The following is a 20643-nucleotide window of genomic DNA, read 5'->3' as shown; positions in this document are numbered from 1 at the left end:
GCTTGTTTCAGCTGAGAAGAGTGATTAACATTCGCCTCGTCCTGACCAGCATGTCGCGGCTGTGACACAATTCCAGCCTTCTGTTCTTCAGCTTGTCCCATTCGAAGTACGCTCCTTTACGATTGTTGTACAGCCTTGGCTGCCGCCTGCTCCTTCGCAAGCAGCTTCGATTCCGCTTCCGTCAATTGTGTGTAATTCGGCTCCAGTCGGTGTGTGTCACCAATCTCACCTTGATGGAATGCCTTGCTTCCAATTCGGCCGATCCAATGGGCCTTCATCATACAAGGAACCGCATGTATCCGATCTCCGAATTGTTCTTGAAGTGCTGCAATTCGTTCCATATGCGGCTCAATCTCTCCGACGAACCATACATGTTCAGGCATATCAGCCGCCTCTAAATCAGTGGATTGCAATACGTGTGCCACCTCTTCAGCCACCTGACTGAACAATCGAATTCCATCCTCTTGCACGCGATATCCGAGTTGTGCATCCCATTCCGGTTCTTGTCTAGAAGTCTTATCATCTACTTCGACAACGCCTGTATCTGTCCCTGTGCGGAACCGAGCCGTATATACTTGGCCTCTCCTAGCGTCCACTAACGGATAAACCCAGTCTCTGCCTATCTTTAGGGCCCCATCTGAGAATTTTTCCTTATGAACAGCTTCTAGTCCGCTTAGAGCTAATGCATGCAAGCTTGACACGCCTACAACCGGCTTACCCCATGCCCAGGCCATGGTCTTCGCAGCTGTAACGGAAATTCGTACACCTGTATAAGAGCCTGGTCCAATCCCCACTGCAAGGAGAGAAAGATCGCTCCCCTCCCAACCCAGACCCTTCAGCATGGATTGCATCGCTGGGACCAGCTTCAAGGAGTGATTGCGTTCAGCCTGCGATTCAAGCTGAGCTGCTGGTCTCCTATCTTGAAGAAGCGCTAGAGCCATAGTAGAAGTAGAGGTATCTAACGCTAACACCTTGACTTGCTCATGTTGTACTGCCATGATTCATACTCCCATCCGTTTCAATTCATTCACCCATGACACGTACGGCTCCCCGTATCCAGTCAATCGAATGATGCGATCTGTCTCTCCCTCATTCTGAATGAACAAGTGCAAATGCTGCGGAGGCAAGATCGGGGTAATAATGCTGGACCACTCCACCAAGGATACGCCTTCTCCATAGAAGTACTCATCCAGCCCCAGCTCGTCCGCTTCCGCCATCGATATCCGATATACGTCCATATGATATAAAGGCAACGTATCGCCTTCGTATTCCTTAATAATCGTAAAGGTTGGGCTGTTCACGACACCCGTAATGCCCAGCGCCTTCGCTACAGCCTGTGAGAACCTCGTCTTGCCTGCGCCTAAGTCCCCATCAAGCGCGATTACAGTTCCCGCATGAAACCGTTCAGCCAGCCGGGAAGCCAGTCGTTCCGTATCCGCTTCGCTGCTTGAGCGGAAGGCAAATTCCGCAATTTGATTCATATTTGTCCTCCATCACGATACGTATAGTAACTAAGTTATCATTATAGCATAAATTCAACATCTCCAAACCGAGATCTACCTTAGAAACATGCGAAGTCATCGTACAACCATACCCTTAGGAAAATGATTTTTATGACCCTACATGCAATCCATGGTACACTCCCCTCACCATCCTAAAACCATTTTCACCTGCCAAAAAGAAAGGCATAAATCAAATGTCTAATAGACAAAAAGACACCTGGATGCCGCAGGCGCCTTCTCCCTTCTTTTGTTTCCATCATTCCATACAAAAGGCGTTATTGCTTTTTCTCCTCAACGAGGCGGTCTACCGCTACCGTCTGCGTGTTCAATGGACTCGTTCCCACTTGAACGGTCGCCATACTATTCGCTACATCCACGCTTTCAATCCACACAGACTGCTCCCCATCCAAGCGAACGGGCACAGTATCCTTCATCTCTAATATTTGCTTCGCACGGTTGGCATCCATCGTCTTGTCCCATCCTCCTTCATTTTCCACGCCGCATGCGGCACATCCTGCCTGCAGCCACCTTCTGTTAAGATGGCTCAGCGCTTCCTATTTCATGCATGATTCTGAATGGGTAACCCCTGTGCATCTGTCACATACTGAGATCAGGCAATCATTTTACATTTGTCATGCTTACTAATGTGATCATCAAGTATCGATAAGCAAAGGAGGCACAGCATGCATACGGTTTGGAAAGGCGCCATAAGCTTCGGCCTTGTACACGTCCCTGTCAAAATGCATACCGCAACCGAGGATAAGGATATATCCATGCGCATGATTCATAAAGAGTGCGGAAGCCCGTTATCCTACGTTCGATCCTGTCCGGTATGCGACAAAGAGGTAGCCTGGGACGAGATCATCAAGGGATATGAGTATGAGAAAGGCCGTTTCGTCTTATTCGACAAAGAGGAATTGGAGCAGCTGCAAGAAGAGGCCAACCGTGCTATCTCCATCATTGATTTTGTCGATTTGCAGGAAATCGATCCAATTTATTACCAGAAAACGTATTACCTCTCCCCAGACCAAGCTGGGGCGAATGCGTATCAACTTCTGAGGGAAGCCCTCAATGAGACTGGCAAAATAGGAATTGCTAAGGTTACCCTTCGGGCTAAGAGCAGTCTTGCTGCAATACGTGTGTTGAACAATTGCCTCGTAATGGAGACGATGCACTACCCCGACGAGGTCCGGGCATCGACTCAAGTACCGAATGTTCCGGAACAGGTACAGGTGAACCCTAAAGAACTCGAGATGGCCAAGCTGCTTATTAGCCAATTATCAACTACCTTCGAGCCTGAAAAATATACGGACGAGTACCGAGCACGCCTATTGGAACGTATCGAACAAAAAATTGCAGGACAAGAGGTTCGAACCGCTCCAGCTGCTCAGCCTACCGCTAATGTCGTTGATTTGATGGCTGCATTGCAAGCTAGTATTGAGGCAATGAAATCACCTGCACCGATTAGCACGGATACAGGCGTAAGCCAGCCAGTAACAGCAAGCAATGCAACAGCTACAGAAGGTGCATCGACCCGGAAACGAAGAACAACAAAACGAAAATCAGAAGCGGTAGCACAGGAAACAAGTACCGTGCAGACCGATGCAAATGCAGCTGTGAACGATTCAGCCTTGTCCGAAGAAGCTCCTCGAAGCAGACGCAAGGCTCGCAGCACTTCCACACGTGTTCCAGCTAAGCAAGCAGCTAGCGGAGAAGCTGCAGAACCAGCATCTCCTGCGCGTCGACGCAGAAGTACTAAGAAATCGAAGGAAGGCTTGAGCTCATAATGAGAGAGAATGGGCCGCGTAATCTGACTGCAACGTCGATTGCCAATTCTAACGTTCCCTCACAATCAGACTTACTTTCTGTACCTTCTAATCAAGGTACAGAACAGACGAAGGAATCTCTTTCAGCTGCGTATCGATTGCCTGTGCCTCCCATGTCCCCGCTGCTGTCCTCCCATATCCCGACAGGAACAGGATGGACGCATCAACTGAAGTGGGATGGGGTACGCATATTAGCTTTATGCTCTCCTGGGAGCGTACAGCTGTACTCGAAGAAATTGCTTAACAAGACCAGTATCTACCCAGAAGTAACCGGTATACTCAATCAATGGTCGAGAACGCTTCAGCACCCTGTGCTCTTGGATGGAGAAGTCGTTGTAATGGATCCTAAGATGCTGCGCCCGTCATTCCCGCTTGTGCTTCAGCGGGAGCGGACAAGAGCGCAAGGAGCAGGTAAAGCGTTGCAAGCCATCTACGTACTCTTCGACCTGCTCGCATGCAATGGGAAGGATGTCCGAGCATGTCCCTACTCTGAGCGTTATGAACGCCTTATTAGCCTGCCAATACCATCATCAGAACGTTGCTTCGTAACGGATTGCTTCGATGATGGCGACGCCTTATGGCAGTGGGTCAACGAGCGTGGGTGGGAAGGAATCGTCAGCAAGCGATTGGATTCGCCCTATGTAGAAGGGAAACAGCATCGAGATTGGATAAAGAAGAAGAAGGATATGCAGCTTGAGTCTTTCGCAATTGGCTATGTGCGTAAGGACAATCGTCCTTCAAGCATTGTCTTGGCGGATTCTGCAGGGCAATATATAGGCAAGGCCTCTATCGGATTGGACGAGCTCCGCAGACAACTGCTTACGGCATGGGCAATCAAGCATCCAGCAGACCGTCCAACAACACAAGGGCTGCCTGCTTCCTTATCGAAAGAGCAGATTATCTGGTATCGACATCCTATCCCTTGTCTTATCGGTGCTCTAGAATACACAGACGCTGGCTTGCTTCGCCATCCGCGCATCTTAACGCTGCCATTGCTTAATACCTGAAATTCCAAAACATTTTCAAACACGGTACCTGATAAATTCGGCTATAGCGCGTTGAAGAGTGGCCATAGAGCGGCCATCATTATGTGCGTGAAGGAGGTTTCATATATTGGGAACTTCGAAGGGGACTATCAGTCGAGCACAGACTTCTTCCGCGACATTGAACATCGGCGGAAATCATGTGCAGATTACCAATCCTGACAAGATGCTGTTCCCCGAAATGGGGATTACTAAAGGACGATTCATACAGGAACTTGTAAGGCTTAGTCCTTATCTGCTTCCAGCATGTGAAGGGAGATACTTAACGACAATACGTTACCCCGATGGCGTGAGCGGGAAATTCTTCTACCAGAAAAATGCCCCTGAGCCCACTCCGCCTTATGTTCAAACGGCTGTATCAGAAGGCATTTCTTATGTGGTGCTCAATGACATTACAACACTGCTCTGGCTTGGGAATCTGGCATGCATCGAATACCATCCCTCCCTGCATAAGGTTCATGACCCGCTTCCGACGGAGTGGATTATTGATCTCGATCCATCTGTAGAAGAGGAGCCTCGAATCATGGAGGCAGCCTCGCTCGTCGGTGATATGCTGGAGCAGCTGGGGCTCCGCTCCGTGCCGAAGACCTCCGGTGCAACTGGCGTACAGATTGTAATCCCCATCGAGCAGGGCCCTTCCTTTACTCAGTTAAAAGAACTGGGACATGTGGTTGCGGCTTATTTATGCGAATGTCACCCGAAGCTGTTTACGATTGAGCGATTCAAAAAAAATCGCGGCACTAATATTTATATCGATTACATGCAGCATGACAAAGGACGAACCATCGCGGCTCCCTATACACCGCGAGCAACGCGATATGCATCCGTCTCCATGCCGCTAACTTGGGATGAAGTCAGACGAAATCCGATGCCTCGGGATTTCCATCTGCTTAATGCTGCTGATCGCCTGCAGCTAACAGGCGATCTCATTCAGGTTGAGCCGAAGCAGCATATTGAACCAGTATTGGAAGCACTATCAAGCCACATTGCTGCGTTACAGAAGCGGCGATAGCAGCCGAGCCAACGCCTCGGCTGCCCGTTGCCAGCGGGAACGATGAACAAACTTCGTATAATCAATTTCAACACTGTCATCAAAATCCTTATAGAAATCCTGCTCCAATCGTTCAATTGCCTGCTTGTCGAACAACACCGCATTGATCTCAAAATTACTAAAAAAGCTGCGCATATCCAAATTCGCAGTTCCGACTGAACCCAGCGCGTTATCCATAATAAATGCTTTTGCATGGGCGAAGCCTTTCTGATATTGATAAAAGCGAACCCCGGACTGCATGAGCTCCTCCACATAGGATAAGGAGCCCCAATCTACGATGCGTGAATCCGACTTCCCCGGAATAATAACCCGCACATCAATTCCGCTTACCGCTGCCGTCTTCAATGCAAGCCGGATGCTTAAATCAGGAATGAAGTATGGCGTTATTATCCACATCCGTTCCTGCGCCGAGCTTAATGCTCCGAAGAACAGCTCTTGAATGGCATCCCAGCTTGCGTCTGGCCCGCTTGAAATCATCTTCACCTGCTCACAGCCTTGACAGGTATGTTCAGGAAATAGATCCTGCCGATCATTTGGCGGCTCCTTCACAAAGGACCAGTCGTGCAGAAATACGGCCTGAAGCGCGTAGACACCATCCCCTACTACCCGCAAATGTGTATCTCTCCAAAACCCAAGCTTGTGGTTCAACCCTAAATAATCGTCACCGATATTAATACCGCCAACAAATCCAATCGTCCCGTCAATCACGACAATCTTGCGATGGTTCCGGTAGTTGAGCCTGCGCCGAAAGAAAGATACCCACACAGGAAGGAACCAATGAAATTCCACGCCTGCCTGCTGGAGCTTGCGCACATATTTGCGCCGCAGCTCAATGCTTCCTACCCCATCCGCAATGATGCGCACCTTGACGCCTTCCTTCGCCTTCGCAATCAATGCTTCTTGAAACATCGTGCCAATACCATCATCTCGAATAATATAAAATTCCATATGTATATGACGCTTCGCCCCGCGGATAGCATCCAGCATCGATTCAAACGCAGCCTGTCCATTCGTTAATACCTCAGTCGAATTGCAGCTGGTTATCGGGCTGGGCGACAAAGTAGAAATTAAAGAAAACAAACGTTCATGCTTAAGCATATCGCTGTTGTTCAATTCCTCAACCTGATCAATAATACTCAACTTAGACAGCTCGCTTTTATTAACGTATTCTCCCCACAATTCATGCTTGCGCACACGTCTACGAGCCGTATATTCCTGAGCCAGAAAGTAATACATGACAAATCCAATGAGAGGAAAGCAGAAAAGAATCAATAACCAGGCAACTGCTTTAGATGGATGCTTGTATTCTGTGAGTACAATCGTCACGATTTGGAAGAAGTACACAAGCAATATTACGATGACCCATATCATGAATTCGTGCAACCTCCGTAATGTGACGTCTTCTATTTATACCATATTCCTATCCATTCCAGATCATTTGATGGTTCACACGAACAGTCCTGCGTTTTTTCCATTGTATCCTCTTGTACAATAACCACACTCCATGTACAGTAAATATTACCACCCCAACACTTTCCATGGAGGATCAGTCGATCATGAACCGCAGAATTCGATTGCGCGTATTTGCACTAGGTATGATCATGGTATTTGTTTTTCTTGTCTTAATCATACGCACGTTCTGGATTCAAGTCATCAGTTATGATTTCTACATGGAACGCAATATAAAGACCTGGGCACGCAGCGAGGTTCTTCTGGCCAAGCGAGGCACAATATATGATCGAAACCACAAACCGCTTGCTCTCGAAGCCTCAGCATATAATCTGGTAGTATTCCCGCAGGAGATTGAGCAGCTGAAGCAGCAAAGTCGTGTTGCTGACGGGCTTCACCAAATAACAGGCAAACCTCTTCCTGAGCTCAATGATCTCATTAGCCGAACGAAGCAGCGCCAAGTCGAAGTGCGCACAGAAGGCTGGCTCATGGACTATTCGAAGCTCGATGAATTCCGCACCCTCTTCGGCAAAGAATTGGATTATGGAGAGTGGCTGCACTTCCCTGATTATGGGGTTGGATTAATGAAGTCCTCCAAGCGTTATTACCCCTATAATCAATTAGCCGCTCACGTACTCGGATATATCAATAAAGAAGGACAAGCTGTATCCGGCATTGAAGGCAGATTCAATGAACAGCTGCAAGGCGTTAATGGCAAGGCAGCATTTCTGAGGGATAATCGCGGCAACCCCATTGCACTGGCAAGCCGTTCGACAACATCGCCCATTGACGGCAAGTCCGTAACGCTTACGATTGATATCGAGGTTCAGCGGTTCGTAGACGAGGCCATGACTCGTGTCATGAAGCAATGGCAGCCTGCCAGAGCCATGGCTGTTGTTATGGATCCGTATTCGATGGAAGTGCTGGCTATGTCCTCGAAACCGGATTTCAATCCGAACCGATACTGGGATATATCGAATATTGGCGCCTTGACGAACGATACCATACATTTCGGATACGAGCCTGGATCAACGTTCAAGATCGTTACGCTTGCGGCTGCCATTGAGGAGAACGTATTCCGACCGGACGATACATTTGTCTCTGGCTCGATCAAGGTTCCCGGCAACGTCATTCACGATGTGAAGAAGGATGGCTGGGGAACAATCAGCTACCAGCAAGGATTGGAGAAGTCAAGTAATGTCGCCTTCGTCAAACTGGGCCTGGAGAAGCTCGGTAAGGAGAAGCTGTACAACTATATTGACCGCTTCGGATTTACACATCCAACAGGCATCGAATTAAGTGGAGAGGCAGCGCCTCTTGTTCGATTTGAGCGTCCCTCCGAGGTTGCAACCGCGACCTTCGGGCAAGGTAGTGTTCGAGTAAACACACTCCAGCTTGCTGCCGCTTATGCCAGCATCGCGAACGGCGGGAAATGGATGCAGCCGAGTATTCTGAAGAATGACTCAGCTCCTAACGCTCAGACTGAGCGTCAGGTCGTCTCCCCTGCCACTGCAAGAGAGGTCACAGAGCGCTTGGAGCAAGTTATCCTAAAAGGTACTGGCAAGCCTGCTATCATTGATGGCTATCGGGTAGCTGGCAAGACCGGAACTGCACAGAAACCAGCCAAACGAGGCTATAAGAAAGGAAATTGGCTTATTTCATTTGTTGGCTACGCACCTGCCGATAACCCGAAGGCTGTCGTCGCAATTGTAGTGGATGAGCCCGATCTTGGGGGTGACTTCACCTTGGGTGGTCAGGTCGCTATGCCCGCCTTCCGCTCCATCATGCTCAGTACGCTTCAATATATGGGGATTAAGCCCGATCCAAGTCTACTCCCTACTAACGATGAAGGTTCTGAACCACCGGTCAAGATCAACAGCAAAGTGGAAGCGAAGAATACAGCTGTCGTAGGAAATTATAAATCAAAACCGGTAAAGGACTCCGTGCAGGCTATCAAAGATAGACGCATGCATGCCGTTGTTCTTGGAAAAGGTACGCAAGTGCTTGAACAATATCCGCAGCAGGGTGAAGAGCTGTATGAACAGCAGCCAGTCTATTTACTAACAAGCAAGGAGAAGGACATTCCCCTCCCTTCGCTTGCCGGATTGTCGCTGCGAGATGCACTTACCATCTGTCAGTTGCTTGATCGCAAAGCCACCATCATCGGAGAAGGGTATGTCGTCAAGCAAGAAGAAAGTACGGCCGGAGAACAACGATCTGTAACACTCTATTTACAAGCCGAAAGCTATCGAAATCCACAACAAGGCTCTACTTCTTCTGAAACTTTGGCGCCAACCAAGACAGAGAACAAGTGACGCGTCCACGAAAAAAGGTATGTTTTGAGGAATCGTTGAATAGAGATCAATAGACAACTTCCTTGCGAGCATACGAATCGTGCGCGAGCAGCAAGCTAACCCGGGAAGGGGGAATGCTTGATGACGCGTCTAAAGTTGAGGTGATAGGATGAAACGGCATTGGTGGAATGGATCGATGACACTGCTTGTCATTCGTGATGCAGATCAAGCAGTGAAGCAGGTCAGTGTATCGAAAATGCTAGTTGTCTCCGTCCCGATTGCGGCAGTCATATCGATATCTGGACTCTTTCTGGCTATGCAGTGGAAATCTACCGCACATATTCAAGAGCTTCAGGGACAAGTGACTTCCCAGACTATGGCCTTGGACGTCACCGTTAAGGACAAAGACGAGGCCATTCGTCTTCTGAAAAATGAAGTCATCCGCTTGTCTTCCCAAGCAGAATCCGTCAAGGATCGTTTGGAGCAGATGAGTTCCCTGGAGAAGCAGCTTCAGCAATTCGTCGAAGGATACATCGCTCCTTCGGATGCATCCAAACATTCAGCTATGCTATCCGCCCCCTCACAATCCTCTGGTTGGAATGAACGCATTCAGGTTGGCGGCGAAGACATCGAGGCAAGCACGGATCAAATTCTAAATTTGGCAAACCGCTCTCGCATCGATCTCAAGCAAGTAAGTGACATGTTGAATACAATGCAGCGTTCTGTTCCGACTACCTTGAAGCAAGCACAGAACAGACAATCGACGATCGCAGGAACGCCGTCCATCTGGCCGACGAAGTCACGCCGCATCACATCCAGCTTCGGCTATCGCCAAGATCCAATGCATGGCCGAGCCGCCTTCCATGCGGGACTCGACATCGGCGGCGAGCTGGGCGACCCCGTCTATGCCGCAGCTGACGGCAAAGTCATTGAGGCCGGATTTCAGCCAGCACGCGGCAACTATATCGTCATCCGCCATGTCAATCAACTAGACACCTGGTATATGCATCTACAGTCGATCCTCATCGACGTAAATGACACAGTGGCGAAAGGCGACCATATTGCCAAGCTTGGGAATACCGGAAGAAGTACAGGGCCTCATCTTCATTTTCAAATTGTACAGCGCGGCGAACCGATCGATCCGTTTCCTTATGTACGCAACGCTCTGTACGAGACTGCAAGTTCCAAGAAATCTATCCCTACTCCTCTTATTCGCACCAGACGTTCAAGCGAACCATTGATGTCTCTCAGCACTCGTGCCGACTCGTATCCGATTTATCAATCCTAGCTTCGTCATCCCGATCCATTTCAAGGAGGTTATGCGAGCATGCTCCGTCGCTCAACACAACAACCGAAGCACAGTGACACGTATATCGCACCTGGGACTCAATTAGAAGGCGCAATCCGCTGCGAGGCAAACATCCGCATTGACGGCAAGTTCACAGGAGAAGTGACTTGCAGTGGTACGATTACAATTGGTGAACATGGAGAGGCACACTCTACCCTTACCGCCAATCATATTATTGTAGCAGGCAGCGTAGTTGGCGACATTCACGCAAGCGGCAAATTAGTAATTTCCTCAACGGGGCAAGTCTGCGGCAATTGTCTATCGGAAGTGCTGTTAATCCAGGAAGGCGGATTGCTGAATGGAACAAGCCTCATGGAACGTTCATCCGAATCTAGCTCATCCAAGAAAGGCAGCAAGGAGAACCGACAAGAGGCGGCCAACGCATCTAGTCATGAAGAAAACGAGAAGCAAGCGGGATAACCGCTTGCTTCTCGTTCTATTATGTATTTATATGTTTACCCCTTTAGTTGGTTGCGCATCGATTCAGTTATTTTCTGCAATTGTTCTTCATCAGGGAAGAAGTAGTAGATCCCATTGATCATCTTCCCCTTCCCCTGCAGCACCTGCTGCTCCACTTTCGTCAACTGTGGCCGATAATGAAGCATCAGCTGCTTCCAATCGTCAAATTGCAGGTTTGTACGGATATTCTCCTTTAGCTGTGCGAGCAAATCCATCCAATGTCCTGCTGAGTCAAGTTGGGCCGACTTGTTCAGTATCGCCTGCAGCACTTGGCGCTGTCGCTGCATGCGGCCAAAGTCGCCATCTGGATCCTGCTTGCGCATCCGAACATATACGAGAGCCTCTCTCCCTTGCAATGCAACCTTGCCCTTCGGGAAGGATATACCGTCGTCCGCGAACGCTAAGCGATTCTCTACTTCTATACCGTTCAGAGCGTCTATCATCGATACAAAGCCATTCATATTTGTCTTCACATAGTAGTGCACAGGCACCTTAAAGAGCTGTTCCACCGTGGCAACTGTCATTGGAACTCCGCCAAATGCATAGGCATGATTGATTTTATCAACCGTATGGTGGCCTACGATTGACGCCCTCGTATCACGAGGAATGCTGAGCAAGGTCAAAGTACCGCTCTGCGGGTGAACCAGAACCAGCGCGAGCGAGTCAGATCTCCCCTTATCGCCAGGCCGCTCATCCGTTCCGATCAGGAGCAGCGTGAAGGGGCTCTGCTCGGATAAATTCGGCAGACCCATAGCTGCCTGTGTCGATGCTGGCACTGTCTCGTTCCTATCTCCCACAGCATGCTTCGTCGAATCAGATGTCGGCTGCTCCAGTAATGGCCCTCTTGTTCCTTCCGGGAGCGGTTCATACATCGCATCAGCCGTTCCCTTCAACGTATTCCATACGATAAGAAGAACGGTAGATACAATTAATATCATAGCTCCAAGTAAGATAAGAACGACCTTGTGCCATCTTCGCAATGAGTTCCTTCGTACTATCAAACAATCTCCCCTCCCCTTGCTCCCCTCTATTCACCTTGATCGTTCGTGCAAATTTGAACCGACCGGCCAGATCGCGCAAGCAAACAACGAATAACGAGATCCATCTTATTCACTTGTGCGATCTGCCCTTTCACCCTATTACCACTCTATTTCTCGGGAGGAGCATCCTTCTGCAAGAAATGCCGTATTGCCTCATTCCAATGTCGAAGCAGCGAGAAGTCATTAAGCCTCAACGCTAGTGGCTCCAACACTGAATATTCAGGTCTGCGAGCAGGCCTTGGAAAATGAGAGGTGGGCACCGCGCGTACGATCGTAGACAAGCCTGCCTCCTTGATAATTGCTGTAGCGAATTCATGCCACGAGCAGCTTCCGCTGTTCGTAATATGATAGGTTCCATATTTGGTAGTGTAGAGCAATTCGACTATCTTCTCCGCCAAATCAAGCGTATACGTAGGCGAACCTACTTGGTCATTAACGACTTGCAGCACTTGTTCCGTCTGTGCCTTCCTTAGAATCGCTTTGACGAAGTTGTCCCCATACAAGCCGAAAACCCAAGAGGTGCGTACAATAAATGCAGCAGGATGATGATTTCGCACAAATCTCTCGCCTTCCCACTTCGAACGCCCATAGATATTGATGGGACGAACGGAATGAAACTCATTGTATGGGCAGTCACTCTTCCCATCAAATACATAATCCGTGCTGATATATACAAGTGCTGCACCAATACGGTTAGCCGCTACGGCCACGTTGCGCGTCCCGTAGCTGTTAATTCGATACGCTGTGTCAGAATCCGACTCAGCCAAGTCTACCTTCGTATACGCCCCAGCGTGGATAACATGTGTAGGACGCTCCTTCTCCATCACCGTCCGCACCTGCTCCGCATCCGCCACATCCATATCGTGATGCCCGTAGCCAACTGCCGATATGCCATGGCGATGCAGCACAATCAGCATCTCCATTCCAAGTTGTCCACCTGCTCCTGTAACCAGCACCTTCATCTCTTCCTTGTTCACTCGGCAGCACCATCCTTATTGCAAGAATTGGGGGCTGCCTTCCAAGTAGGAAGCTCGGCATCTTCTAACATCGGATGCTTGGCATCCTTCTCGGACAAGATGGGCTTGCTTACAGGCCAGTCAATATGAAGCGCTGGATCGTTCCATGCAATCCCTCGGTCGGATGCCGCATGATAGGGAGCATCCACCTTATATAGAACCTCTGTATTCGGAACGAGCGTACAGAAGCCATGTGCAAAGCCTTGCGGGACGAGAAGCTGCCGACGATTTGATGCGCTTAAGATAGCACCAACCCATTGTCCGAACGTCGAAGAGCCTTTGCGAATATCAACCGCAACATCATAGACGGCCCCGACTGCAACCCGTACCAGCTTCGTCTGCGCATAAGGATCCAACTGATAATGAAGACCTCGCAGTGTGCCAGCACGCACGGATAAGGAATGGTTATCCTGCATGAACGAATAATTAATACCAAGCTCTTCCCACTTATGTGCGTGATAGCTCTCCATAAAAAATCCGCGTTCATCCTCGAACACATTCGGCTCGAGAAGAAGTACTTCGGGTAATTTTGTCTGACTGACCTTCATCCTGACAACTCCCTTTTCGAGAGATAATTCGTGACTGATTGAAGAGGCTTTTCGCCCACTCATTACTATTCTATGCCGTTCACCCTCTTATTGACATTCAATGTGGGGAAAGTGCGACATATATCCATCAATCACATATTCGGGATGATTCCAGTTCTACGGTCAGCCGAACCATTGGACGTGCGCCCAAGCAGGGTCGGGGTTATACAAAAAACATTGATTATACGTATTCATCATTTTGGAAAAATGCGGACATGCCTTCGTAAGTTGAATGTTTAGTCGTGAGGTAAGCATTGCTTTCTGCTGAGGGGTTAATATAAATTTGACGGTGTATTGATATTCAACCTGTTCTTGTTCATGCTTCCGTTCTTTGCACACAACGTTTCCGCGAATGGACATACGGTCGTTGTCAAAATCACATGTAAATGCTAATGAATAATGGTTCGATATTGGCAAGCTCAAATGAGTAATCATCGTTAAGCAGTTCGGGCTAAGCCCGACAAGCTTAACTTCACAGCTTCGCGCATGATGAACAGGCTCCTGATGCACGCGATCTATTGTCATCAGAACTGGAACCGGCTTGGGCAAGATAATGAATAGTTGCGACGGATACGCAGTAGACCAATTATTCGTCATGATATTCCTCTTGTACAATCTGAACAACAGAATGACTCGCAGCACATTCCCACCTTGCACGCAAAATGCCTAATTGCAACATGATGTCCGTAATATCAACCGTTCGTTTCTCTGTCAAGGACTCTCTTTCAAGCTGCTCAACTGTCATGTCATGCCTCACTCCTATCACCTCGTTCATTCACTGTCGTATCGGTTCCACCTGTTGCAGCGGAATTCATCCACTCTTCCTTACGCTTCCTTATGCCGATAGCGCTCATTCGATAAATAATCAAATAGAATACGCCCAATATCACGGCTTGCAAGATGGCAGCCGCCAGCGGGGACAATTGCAGCCATACGACGATTAGCAAACCTAGCGCCAATGACAGAAAACGAGTAACCGTCCACCAAAAATTCCAATGCTGCAGGCGAAGGGATTCTAAAATAACGGATACCGGAGAAAACAAAATATTTACACCGTACAATAGCGCGTAGACCGGCACATATTTAGCAGCAGGCTCCCATGCAGCGCCGAACAGCCATACAAATAACGGCGGGCCTACAACCGCGATTACAAGAATAGGTACTACTCCAATTCGACATAGCTTGCGAAACGTATCCCGGAATAATTGCTCGAGCATCTGCGGATTCTCGCGTGCATGCTTCATCGATTCCGCGTAGAACACTTGCGAGATAGACATGCTCAGCAGCAGTATAGGCCCTCCCAGCACCTTATCAACGAGAGCGATGGAGCCCGCTTCCTTCAACCCGTAATATCCCGCCATGAAGAGCGGCAGCATTTGGAGTGTCATCGAGGTGAATACTCCTGATCCAGTCACATAAAGCGCAATTTTGCGATATCGGCTGACCATCTTCTTCATAATGCTCCAATTCGCTTGACGGGCCCATTGGCCAGGCCGGAATTGCTTATGAAATAACGTGTACAGTGTTCCCGTTCCTGCTACGCGTCCAAATACTTCGCCCAATACGAGCCCGACTCTGCCCAATCCGACGAACGGAGCAGCCAACTGGATAAGGATTCCCCCCATCCCCTGCACCCATTTCGTTCTGGCTAGCGGTCCATAGCTTCTCGTTCGGAGCGCCCAATAATTTAACGTATTATAGAGGCCGTAACCGAAGAAGGATATAGGAAGCAGGTACACGATCATTCCAATTCTGAACGAATCAGTTATCATCGGCGCAAACAAAATAATCGCTGCCAAGAACACACCGGTGAGAAGAACGAGAAGCAAAAAACAAAAAGTTACGATATAGGGGATATGCTCTTCGTCCTCCTCCATCGGTATCGCTCGTTCAAACCCCAAGCTTCCGAACAAAACAGAAATCGCCAGTATAGACATATAAACAGCCAGCTCACCGTATTGCTCAGGTGTATACAAATGTGCCAAGAGGGGGGATAGAACAATCCCTATTCCTTGGGCGGCAGCCGTCCCGCTAAGCATAATAATAACGTTCTTAACAAAGGATCCCTGGCCGGTGAGCACGCGCCAGCGCTTGATCGCAGTATGGATAATATTCATTCTCGTAACCTTCCTTTGTCATTCCGCTAGAATTGGCGTGCTTGCGATAGAGGGATAACAAACGACTGTCCTGCCTGAATATCGTAGATGAATCTATCGCCGATCTGTTGTTGAATAAAGGTCGTATTGCCAAGACTGACGACCACATGACTGCCTTCCTGCTTGATTACACTCTTAATCGTATAAGCCGCATTCCGTACAGCTGCAGAGTTCGATGAAGACACCGAATGATTGTCAACATACACCGTAGCACCTACTAGTTTCTTCACATCGAACGATGCCATATTTTCAAATTTGAGTTCCAAACGATTATCAAGGCTCCACCCTGTTGTAAAGCCAGCAACTTTCCCTACTAAGCGCTCTGCTTCCGATTTGGACTCCTGCTTGCTGCCATCGTTCTGCAGCCACGTTCCATCGTGTGCATACTGAACCTTCGCCCCCTTAGACGACATACTTGTCAGTCCAAAAAAGCCCTTGAATGACAGTCCGTTCTCCAATTGGTATTCCCGATTCGATTCGAGACTGCAAATAATCGTATCTTTCCGACCATTTTGGAGGGCAACCTCAATGGCCATCGCTTCCCATTCAGGAACAGCTGTGCCTTCATGGGTTACGCTAAGCCTTCGAATTGTTTTGATCGTTCGTTCCTTCGCGAATGGCTCCAGAATCGAAGTGAACAAACTCTCCCCGCCAGGACGCCGTGTTAATAAATAATCGAGTCGCCGAGGATTCCCCGGCTTATTTTGGGGCGGATCTCCCTGGGCAACTGCTGCATCTGTATACGAACCAAGCATCGTAACCCGCAAATTCGGCTTTACCTGCGTGCGGTTGTATGACACGGACTTCGCCGACTTCCACTCTGCATAAAACTGGCCGATCGGATCCTTGTCCTTACGGACATTGTACAAATAGTTATATCCGCTCTTGCTCTGCTCCGAATAGGCGGGATCTGCAAGAGGAATCTGTTCGCCAGCATAAGTGCCTGACTTCTGCTCCACTAATTTCAGCCCACCTGTCTCGACCGTTCCTTCCATGCCGTGAAAGCTTGACACTTGTTCACCCGCCCCCTTGACGCGGAAGAAATCAACGGCATAGGCAAGTCGATCATCAATGGGAATAAGAGCGAACGTCCTTCGATATACATCAGCCCCCTCGTACGCATAGGGCGCCTCCACATCGATTAATTTGGCGTATTTGCCGTCATCATAATGACGTGGTATGCCAACCCATGAATTAGGCTGCTGTCCTTCCTTATTGAACACAACTGTATTATGCGATATGGTGTTCGATTCCCAGCGTCTGCGCAAAATGTTATCGTCAGCGAAGGTCACGTAACCTAGATCCGGGGCCATATCTAGACCGAACCCATATAACCCGATATTCAGCGCATCCCGATGAGCGTGGGATGTGCCATTTCGCCCATAGTACAGCCAAGCCTCAATATCCCCATGCCTCAAAGCTGTGTATCCATATCCCGTTAAATTGATACTTTTGAACTTATAGCTGCCCTGAGATTGCACGACTTTACGGAACTGAGCAAGCAGTGCTTCCATCTTCGGTTGAAACAAATCATTTGTAATCCCTTCCGTTCGGTTTCCATTCAATAGAAATGCTGCCTGGGCAAATAAAGGATCGCGATATTTAACAAATGCCCTCCATACCAAGTCCCGCTTCGCCCAAATATTATCTTTGCCTATCGAGCCGGAATCCCCGATATTGGGTGTGTCCTTGCCTTGCATCACAAGATCAAGAAAGGCATAGAACATCTTCTTCACCTTCGGATGCTTATACAAATCCGCGCTTGGGACGCGCTCATAGCTGTCCAAAATATCCGCCAAACTGTTCATTCGTTCCAACCAGGTCACATTGTATTCAGGGGAAGCTTCATCACCATAGCCATCGCGATCAATACGATTCGCCAGAACGTCATAGACGCCTCCGCCACTTATTCTCCATCCGCCGCCCGCTACACGCTCCAACTGCCCTGACTGCAGCGCAAATTGAATCCACTCCGCAGATTCAGGAAGCTGATCCAAGGTAATAGCCGCTAGTGCAATCACATTCTGATGAGATCCGAAGTTACCTGAGATCTGCGCTTTCTTGACAGCAGGCACAATTTGACGAATGATACGATTCTCAAAGTTTTGCTTTATACTGTCGGCTGTTCCCTTCGATGAGGGAAGGCTGTAACGATCGGCTTTCTTTTGCAAAAAGGGCAAGTATGGAGCAGTCTTCTTCTGGAGTACGGGTAAAAAGGCATCGTAACTGAGGAGCAGCTGCTCCGTCAGTGTAACTTCAGCAATTGATCCCAATACTTTTCCCTGTCCCGTCCCGCCGTGCGCATTTTTGAACCCATCCTCCCACCGATACACGGAGACGTCCATATCAGGATACACATCGGCTACACGATCTAATAGAATCAGGCCGCTATAAGCGTACTTCTCATTTCCCGTATATAAGTAGGCTTCACGCAGCGAACGCAATGCATCAGTTAACCACTGACTCCATACCCAATGATTGTAGAACGCGATGAACGTATACTTGTTGCCTTTTTCATCAACATATCCACTGCCGTCATCGACGCCAAATGCCGTGCCTTTGTCCGGATACAGCGTATTCACCAAATATTTGCGGTCGGCGCGCTTCGGATCAAATCCTCCCTTATCATCTAAGCCGCTCCGGTAGTATGAAGCGAAATCATTCGTTGGGAACATCATTCCATTCGATTTATCCTTTACTTTCCACGGCTGCGCCACAGGATCAATTTCGTAGCTTGAACGGTCATCACGAGGCCCCTTCTGACCACCTATCACACTTCCCATTTCTTCATTCACATCATAGCTTCTCGGCAAGGTCTGCGTGGTAATCATCGACCATAGCTCTTCGTAGCTCAAATCTATATATTTTTGTGCCCTTCTTATGCTTGCATCCCTTTCATCCCGCGCCCATTTATACATTTTCACATTGTCCTGAACAGCTTGGCGTTTCTCTGCTGTATAGTAATTGCTCCTGGACTGACCTGCTGCATGCGGACTGTTCATAAGCACGAAATCGATACAAAAATATAGTACAGCAATAATGAAAGAAACGATAATTAACTTCCATTTCCAATCAATTCTATAAGTTGTCATATATGTAATCTCCTTGCTCATATATCGTGACATTTGCTGTCATCACTTTCTAGTAGGGCGTTTCATATTGTATAAAAAACAAGCTACTATTCCGATAGAAGAGGATGTGTCCGCCTATGATTAATCCGAACTTTGTTACTCCGCAGAACTTCGGAGCTTTGTATGATGGAGCAGCAGACGATACCACTCCAGTCAATAAAGCGCTGCAATTCGCTGCGGTCAATCAGATGAGCGTCTACTTTCCTCCCGGCAAAGGTGCTGTAGTCTCCCAAGCAATCACCGTGCCAGCCGGCGTCAGACTTATTATGGATGCCCCGCTTATTTATAAGGGAGACAACACTCAACCTTGTCTGCTGATCGGCAATGCCATCGAATCTACCACCATGATGGATTACAAATTGAATGTCCGAAATGCTCAAGTATCCGACTGGAACAACGAAGGGAACATCGGCATCATTCTGACCAACTTCATCTCATGTAATATCGATATTGTAGGAATCGATGGCTTCACAATCGGTCTGCAAGCTAAGGGAAATAGTAAAGGATTCTCCTTCAACAAGCTGACACTTGGACAAATCATGAATAATAAGATTGCGCTGGATTTGTCGGCAGTTCGTTCTGGCTGGGTCAATGAAAATTTATTTGAGAATGGAAGGTTTGGATGCTGGAGTCAGGTCAATACGAATGCAAGCCGTTACGGAATTCGCATTGTATCGCCTGATAATTCGTACTTTTACAATAACAACAATGTCTTTATCAAACCTAGCTTCGAGCTTGGCCAATCCTACCTTACGGGCAATGCCGAAGCAGTCCCGCTTCTGATCTATCACGGTGAGCAAAATAAATTCCAAGATATGCGCAACGAGGACAATAATACAACCTTTGTACGGGTGTTCAACTCGTCTTCGAATAACGTGTTCAATGTCGGTTATGGAGAACTGAACGGAAGCAATATCGATGATCGAAGCCGTTATCCGGTATCCGTGTACTCCTCACGCAAATCCAAGCTAATCAATACAAAAGGAAACATGATCTTCCTATCCGGTCCCCTGAATAAAATAGCCTGCTACTACAATGGGAATAGCTTAGTCAATATTCCACGCGTTAATGTCGCCACTTCTCGCACGTCCACAGTTCTGAAATCGGGAGCAATGACGCTCGCCAATGAATATGTAGAGCTTATTCAGCCAGCAATCGGCGTATTCATCAACACCTCCAAAGCCAAGCGATTTATTGTACAAAAAGATACGATCACTGGATATGGGGGACGCGTCATTGTCATCTGCTACGATGCAAACGGCAACATTCTAGGAAGCACTATTCAAAATGAAGCAACAGTCAAAGGCTCCTCCAACGCAGAGCCCTACTTCAACACAACCGCACCCGGGGGTGGAGCAATAGGCGGTTATATTACCGGCTCTGACTCCAACAAAGACTTCTATTTCCGTGTTCATTCTGATGTCACTATGATACGCGTCTTGTTATCAGGAGGAACACAGCCGCTGCGCATCAAGAGTTTCTGCATTTACAGCATCGACTGCACGGCAGCGGTCTGGTCTGGCTACGAAGAGATCATACCTGGTGTGAATCTTGGCACGCAGCCGCCTACTGCAGGACAATGGGATAAAGGGCGAATGATCTTGAACGATAATCTCTCGCTGCTCGGCACCGACGGCAGCAAATATGTCGTAGAAGGCTGGCAATGCATTCAAGCACCCAATCAGTGGATAGAAAAAAGATCCTATACAGGCTTATAGAGGTTGTTCAAAAAGTCCGCTTT

At 48.4% G+C, this 20643-nt stretch carries 18 protein-coding genes; 7 read left to right on the top strand and 11 right to left on the bottom strand.

All coding sequences use genetic code 11. The annotated features are described in order from the left end of the window. Nucleotides 1-116 precede the first annotated feature (116 nt). The 3 genes from tsaB to BBG47_RS08335 form a co-directional block, all read right to left on the bottom strand. A complete protein-coding gene (tsaB, locus tag BBG47_RS08345) occupies nt 117-998 on the bottom strand; it encodes a tRNA (adenosine(37)-N6)-threonylcarbamoyltransferase complex dimerization subunit type 1 TsaB (protein WP_065291360.1) in 882 nt (293 codons plus the stop codon). A gap of 3 nt (nt 999-1001) precedes the next feature. Continuing rightward, nucleotides 1002-1481 carry a tRNA (adenosine(37)-N6)-threonylcarbamoyltransferase complex ATPase subunit type 1 TsaE gene (gene tsaE, locus BBG47_RS08340; protein WP_065291359.1) on the bottom strand — a complete coding sequence of 160 codons (480 nt, stop codon included), beginning with the start codon at nt 1479-1481 and terminating at the stop codon, nt 1002-1004. Between the two features lie 296 nt (nt 1482-1777). Further along, a complete protein-coding gene (locus BBG47_RS08335; RefSeq protein ID WP_065291358.1) occupies nt 1778-1969 on the bottom strand; it encodes an H-type small acid-soluble spore protein in 192 nt (63 codons plus the stop codon). A 216-nt stretch (nt 1970-2185) separates the two neighbouring features. On the opposite strand from BBG47_RS08335, the gene ku reads away from it, so the two are divergent. From ku to ligD, 3 genes are all read left to right on the top strand, one after another. Beyond that, nucleotides 2186-3289 (top strand): non-homologous end joining protein Ku, encoded by a 1104-nt coding sequence (gene ku, locus BBG47_RS08330; RefSeq protein ID WP_065291357.1) that lies wholly within the window; start codon nt 2186-2188, stop codon nt 3287-3289. Then, entirely contained in the window at nt 3289-4335 is a 1047-nt protein-coding gene (locus tag BBG47_RS08325) for an ATP-dependent DNA ligase (RefSeq protein WP_083189161.1), read from the top strand. The genes ku and BBG47_RS08325 overlap by 1 nt, the downstream gene beginning before the upstream one ends. Before the next feature lie 103 nt (nt 4336-4438). Next, nucleotides 4439-5383, top strand: a complete 945-nt coding sequence (gene ligD, locus BBG47_RS08320; protein ID WP_483310706.1) for a non-homologous end-joining DNA ligase — start codon at nt 4439-4441, stop codon at nt 5381-5383. Here the strand turns inward: ligD and cls are convergent. Further along, the gene (gene cls, locus BBG47_RS08315; protein ID WP_065291356.1) at nt 5366-6793 is read right to left on the bottom strand and encodes a cardiolipin synthase; all 1428 of its coding nucleotides are present in this window, start codon (nt 6791-6793) and stop codon (nt 5366-5368) included. The genes ligD and cls overlap by 18 nt on opposite strands. A gap of 185 nt (nt 6794-6978) precedes the next feature. Here cls and BBG47_RS08310 point away from each other — a divergent pair, with 185 nt between their 5' ends. From BBG47_RS08310 to BBG47_RS08300, 3 genes are all read left to right on the top strand, one after another. After that, nucleotides 6979-9186, top strand: a complete 2208-nt coding sequence (locus BBG47_RS08310; RefSeq protein WP_065291355.1) for a penicillin-binding transpeptidase domain-containing protein — start codon at nt 6979-6981, stop codon at nt 9184-9186. Between the two features lie 148 nt (nt 9187-9334). Then, nucleotides 9335-10453, top strand: a complete 1119-nt coding sequence (locus BBG47_RS08305) for a M23 family metallopeptidase (RefSeq protein ID WP_065291354.1) — start codon at nt 9335-9337, stop codon at nt 10451-10453. Nucleotides 10454-10492: 39 nt separating this feature from the next. Then, the gene (locus tag BBG47_RS08300; RefSeq protein WP_065291353.1) at nt 10493-10933 is read left to right on the top strand and encodes a bactofilin family protein; all 441 of its coding nucleotides are present in this window, start codon (nt 10493-10495) and stop codon (nt 10931-10933) included. A 35-nt stretch (nt 10934-10968) separates the two neighbouring features. On the opposite strand, the gene BBG47_RS08295 is transcribed toward BBG47_RS08300, so the two are convergent. The 7 genes from BBG47_RS08295 to BBG47_RS08270 all read right to left on the bottom strand — a co-directional run bounded on the left by BBG47_RS08295 (nt 10969) and on the right by BBG47_RS08270 (nt 18863). Next, nucleotides 10969-11973, bottom strand: coding sequence for an LCP family glycopolymer transferase (locus BBG47_RS08295; RefSeq protein ID WP_065291352.1), 1005 nt, complete (start codon nt 11971-11973; stop codon nt 10969-10971). Nucleotides 11974-12119: 146 nt separating this feature from the next. Beyond that, complete coding sequence (rfbD, locus tag BBG47_RS08290; RefSeq protein WP_083189159.1) at nt 12120-12989, bottom strand: dTDP-4-dehydrorhamnose reductase; 870 nt, start codon at nt 12987-12989, stop codon at nt 12120-12122. Then, the gene (gene rfbC, locus BBG47_RS08285; RefSeq protein ID WP_065291351.1) at nt 12986-13576 is read right to left on the bottom strand and encodes a dTDP-4-dehydrorhamnose 3,5-epimerase; all 591 of its coding nucleotides are present in this window, start codon (nt 13574-13576) and stop codon (nt 12986-12988) included. The genes rfbD and rfbC overlap by 4 nt, the downstream gene beginning before the upstream one ends. Before the next feature lie 162 nt (nt 13577-13738). Further along, nucleotides 13739-14212, bottom strand: a complete 474-nt coding sequence (locus BBG47_RS08280; protein ID WP_065291350.1) for a hypothetical protein — start codon at nt 14210-14212, stop codon at nt 13739-13741. Then, nucleotides 14202-14360, bottom strand: coding sequence for a hypothetical protein (locus tag BBG47_RS29860; RefSeq protein WP_161627364.1), 159 nt, complete (start codon nt 14358-14360; stop codon nt 14202-14204). Before BBG47_RS29860 ends, BBG47_RS08280 begins: the two co-directional genes overlap by 11 nt. 1 nt (nt 14361) lies before the next feature. Continuing rightward, nucleotides 14362-15732 (bottom strand): lipopolysaccharide biosynthesis protein, encoded by a 1371-nt coding sequence (locus BBG47_RS08275; RefSeq protein WP_065291349.1) that lies wholly within the window; start codon nt 15730-15732, stop codon nt 14362-14364. A gap of 26 nt (nt 15733-15758) precedes the next feature. Next, nucleotides 15759-18863 (bottom strand): heparinase II/III domain-containing protein, encoded by a 3105-nt coding sequence (locus tag BBG47_RS08270; protein WP_065291348.1) that lies wholly within the window; start codon nt 18861-18863, stop codon nt 15759-15761. A 116-nt stretch (nt 18864-18979) separates the two neighbouring features. Between BBG47_RS08270 and BBG47_RS08265 the strand changes: the two genes are divergently transcribed. Beyond that, entirely contained in the window at nt 18980-20620 is a 1641-nt protein-coding gene (locus tag BBG47_RS08265) for a hypothetical protein (protein ID WP_065291347.1), read from the top strand. Nucleotides 20621-20643 lie beyond the last annotated feature (23 nt).

This window comes from Paenibacillus sp. KS1, assembly GCF_001680695.1.
GTDB lineage: Bacteria > Bacillota > Bacilli > Paenibacillales > Paenibacillaceae > Paenibacillus_B > Paenibacillus_B suaedae.
Note: the sequence above shows the minus strand (reverse complement) of the source record. Positions and strands in the feature narration are given on the sequence as shown.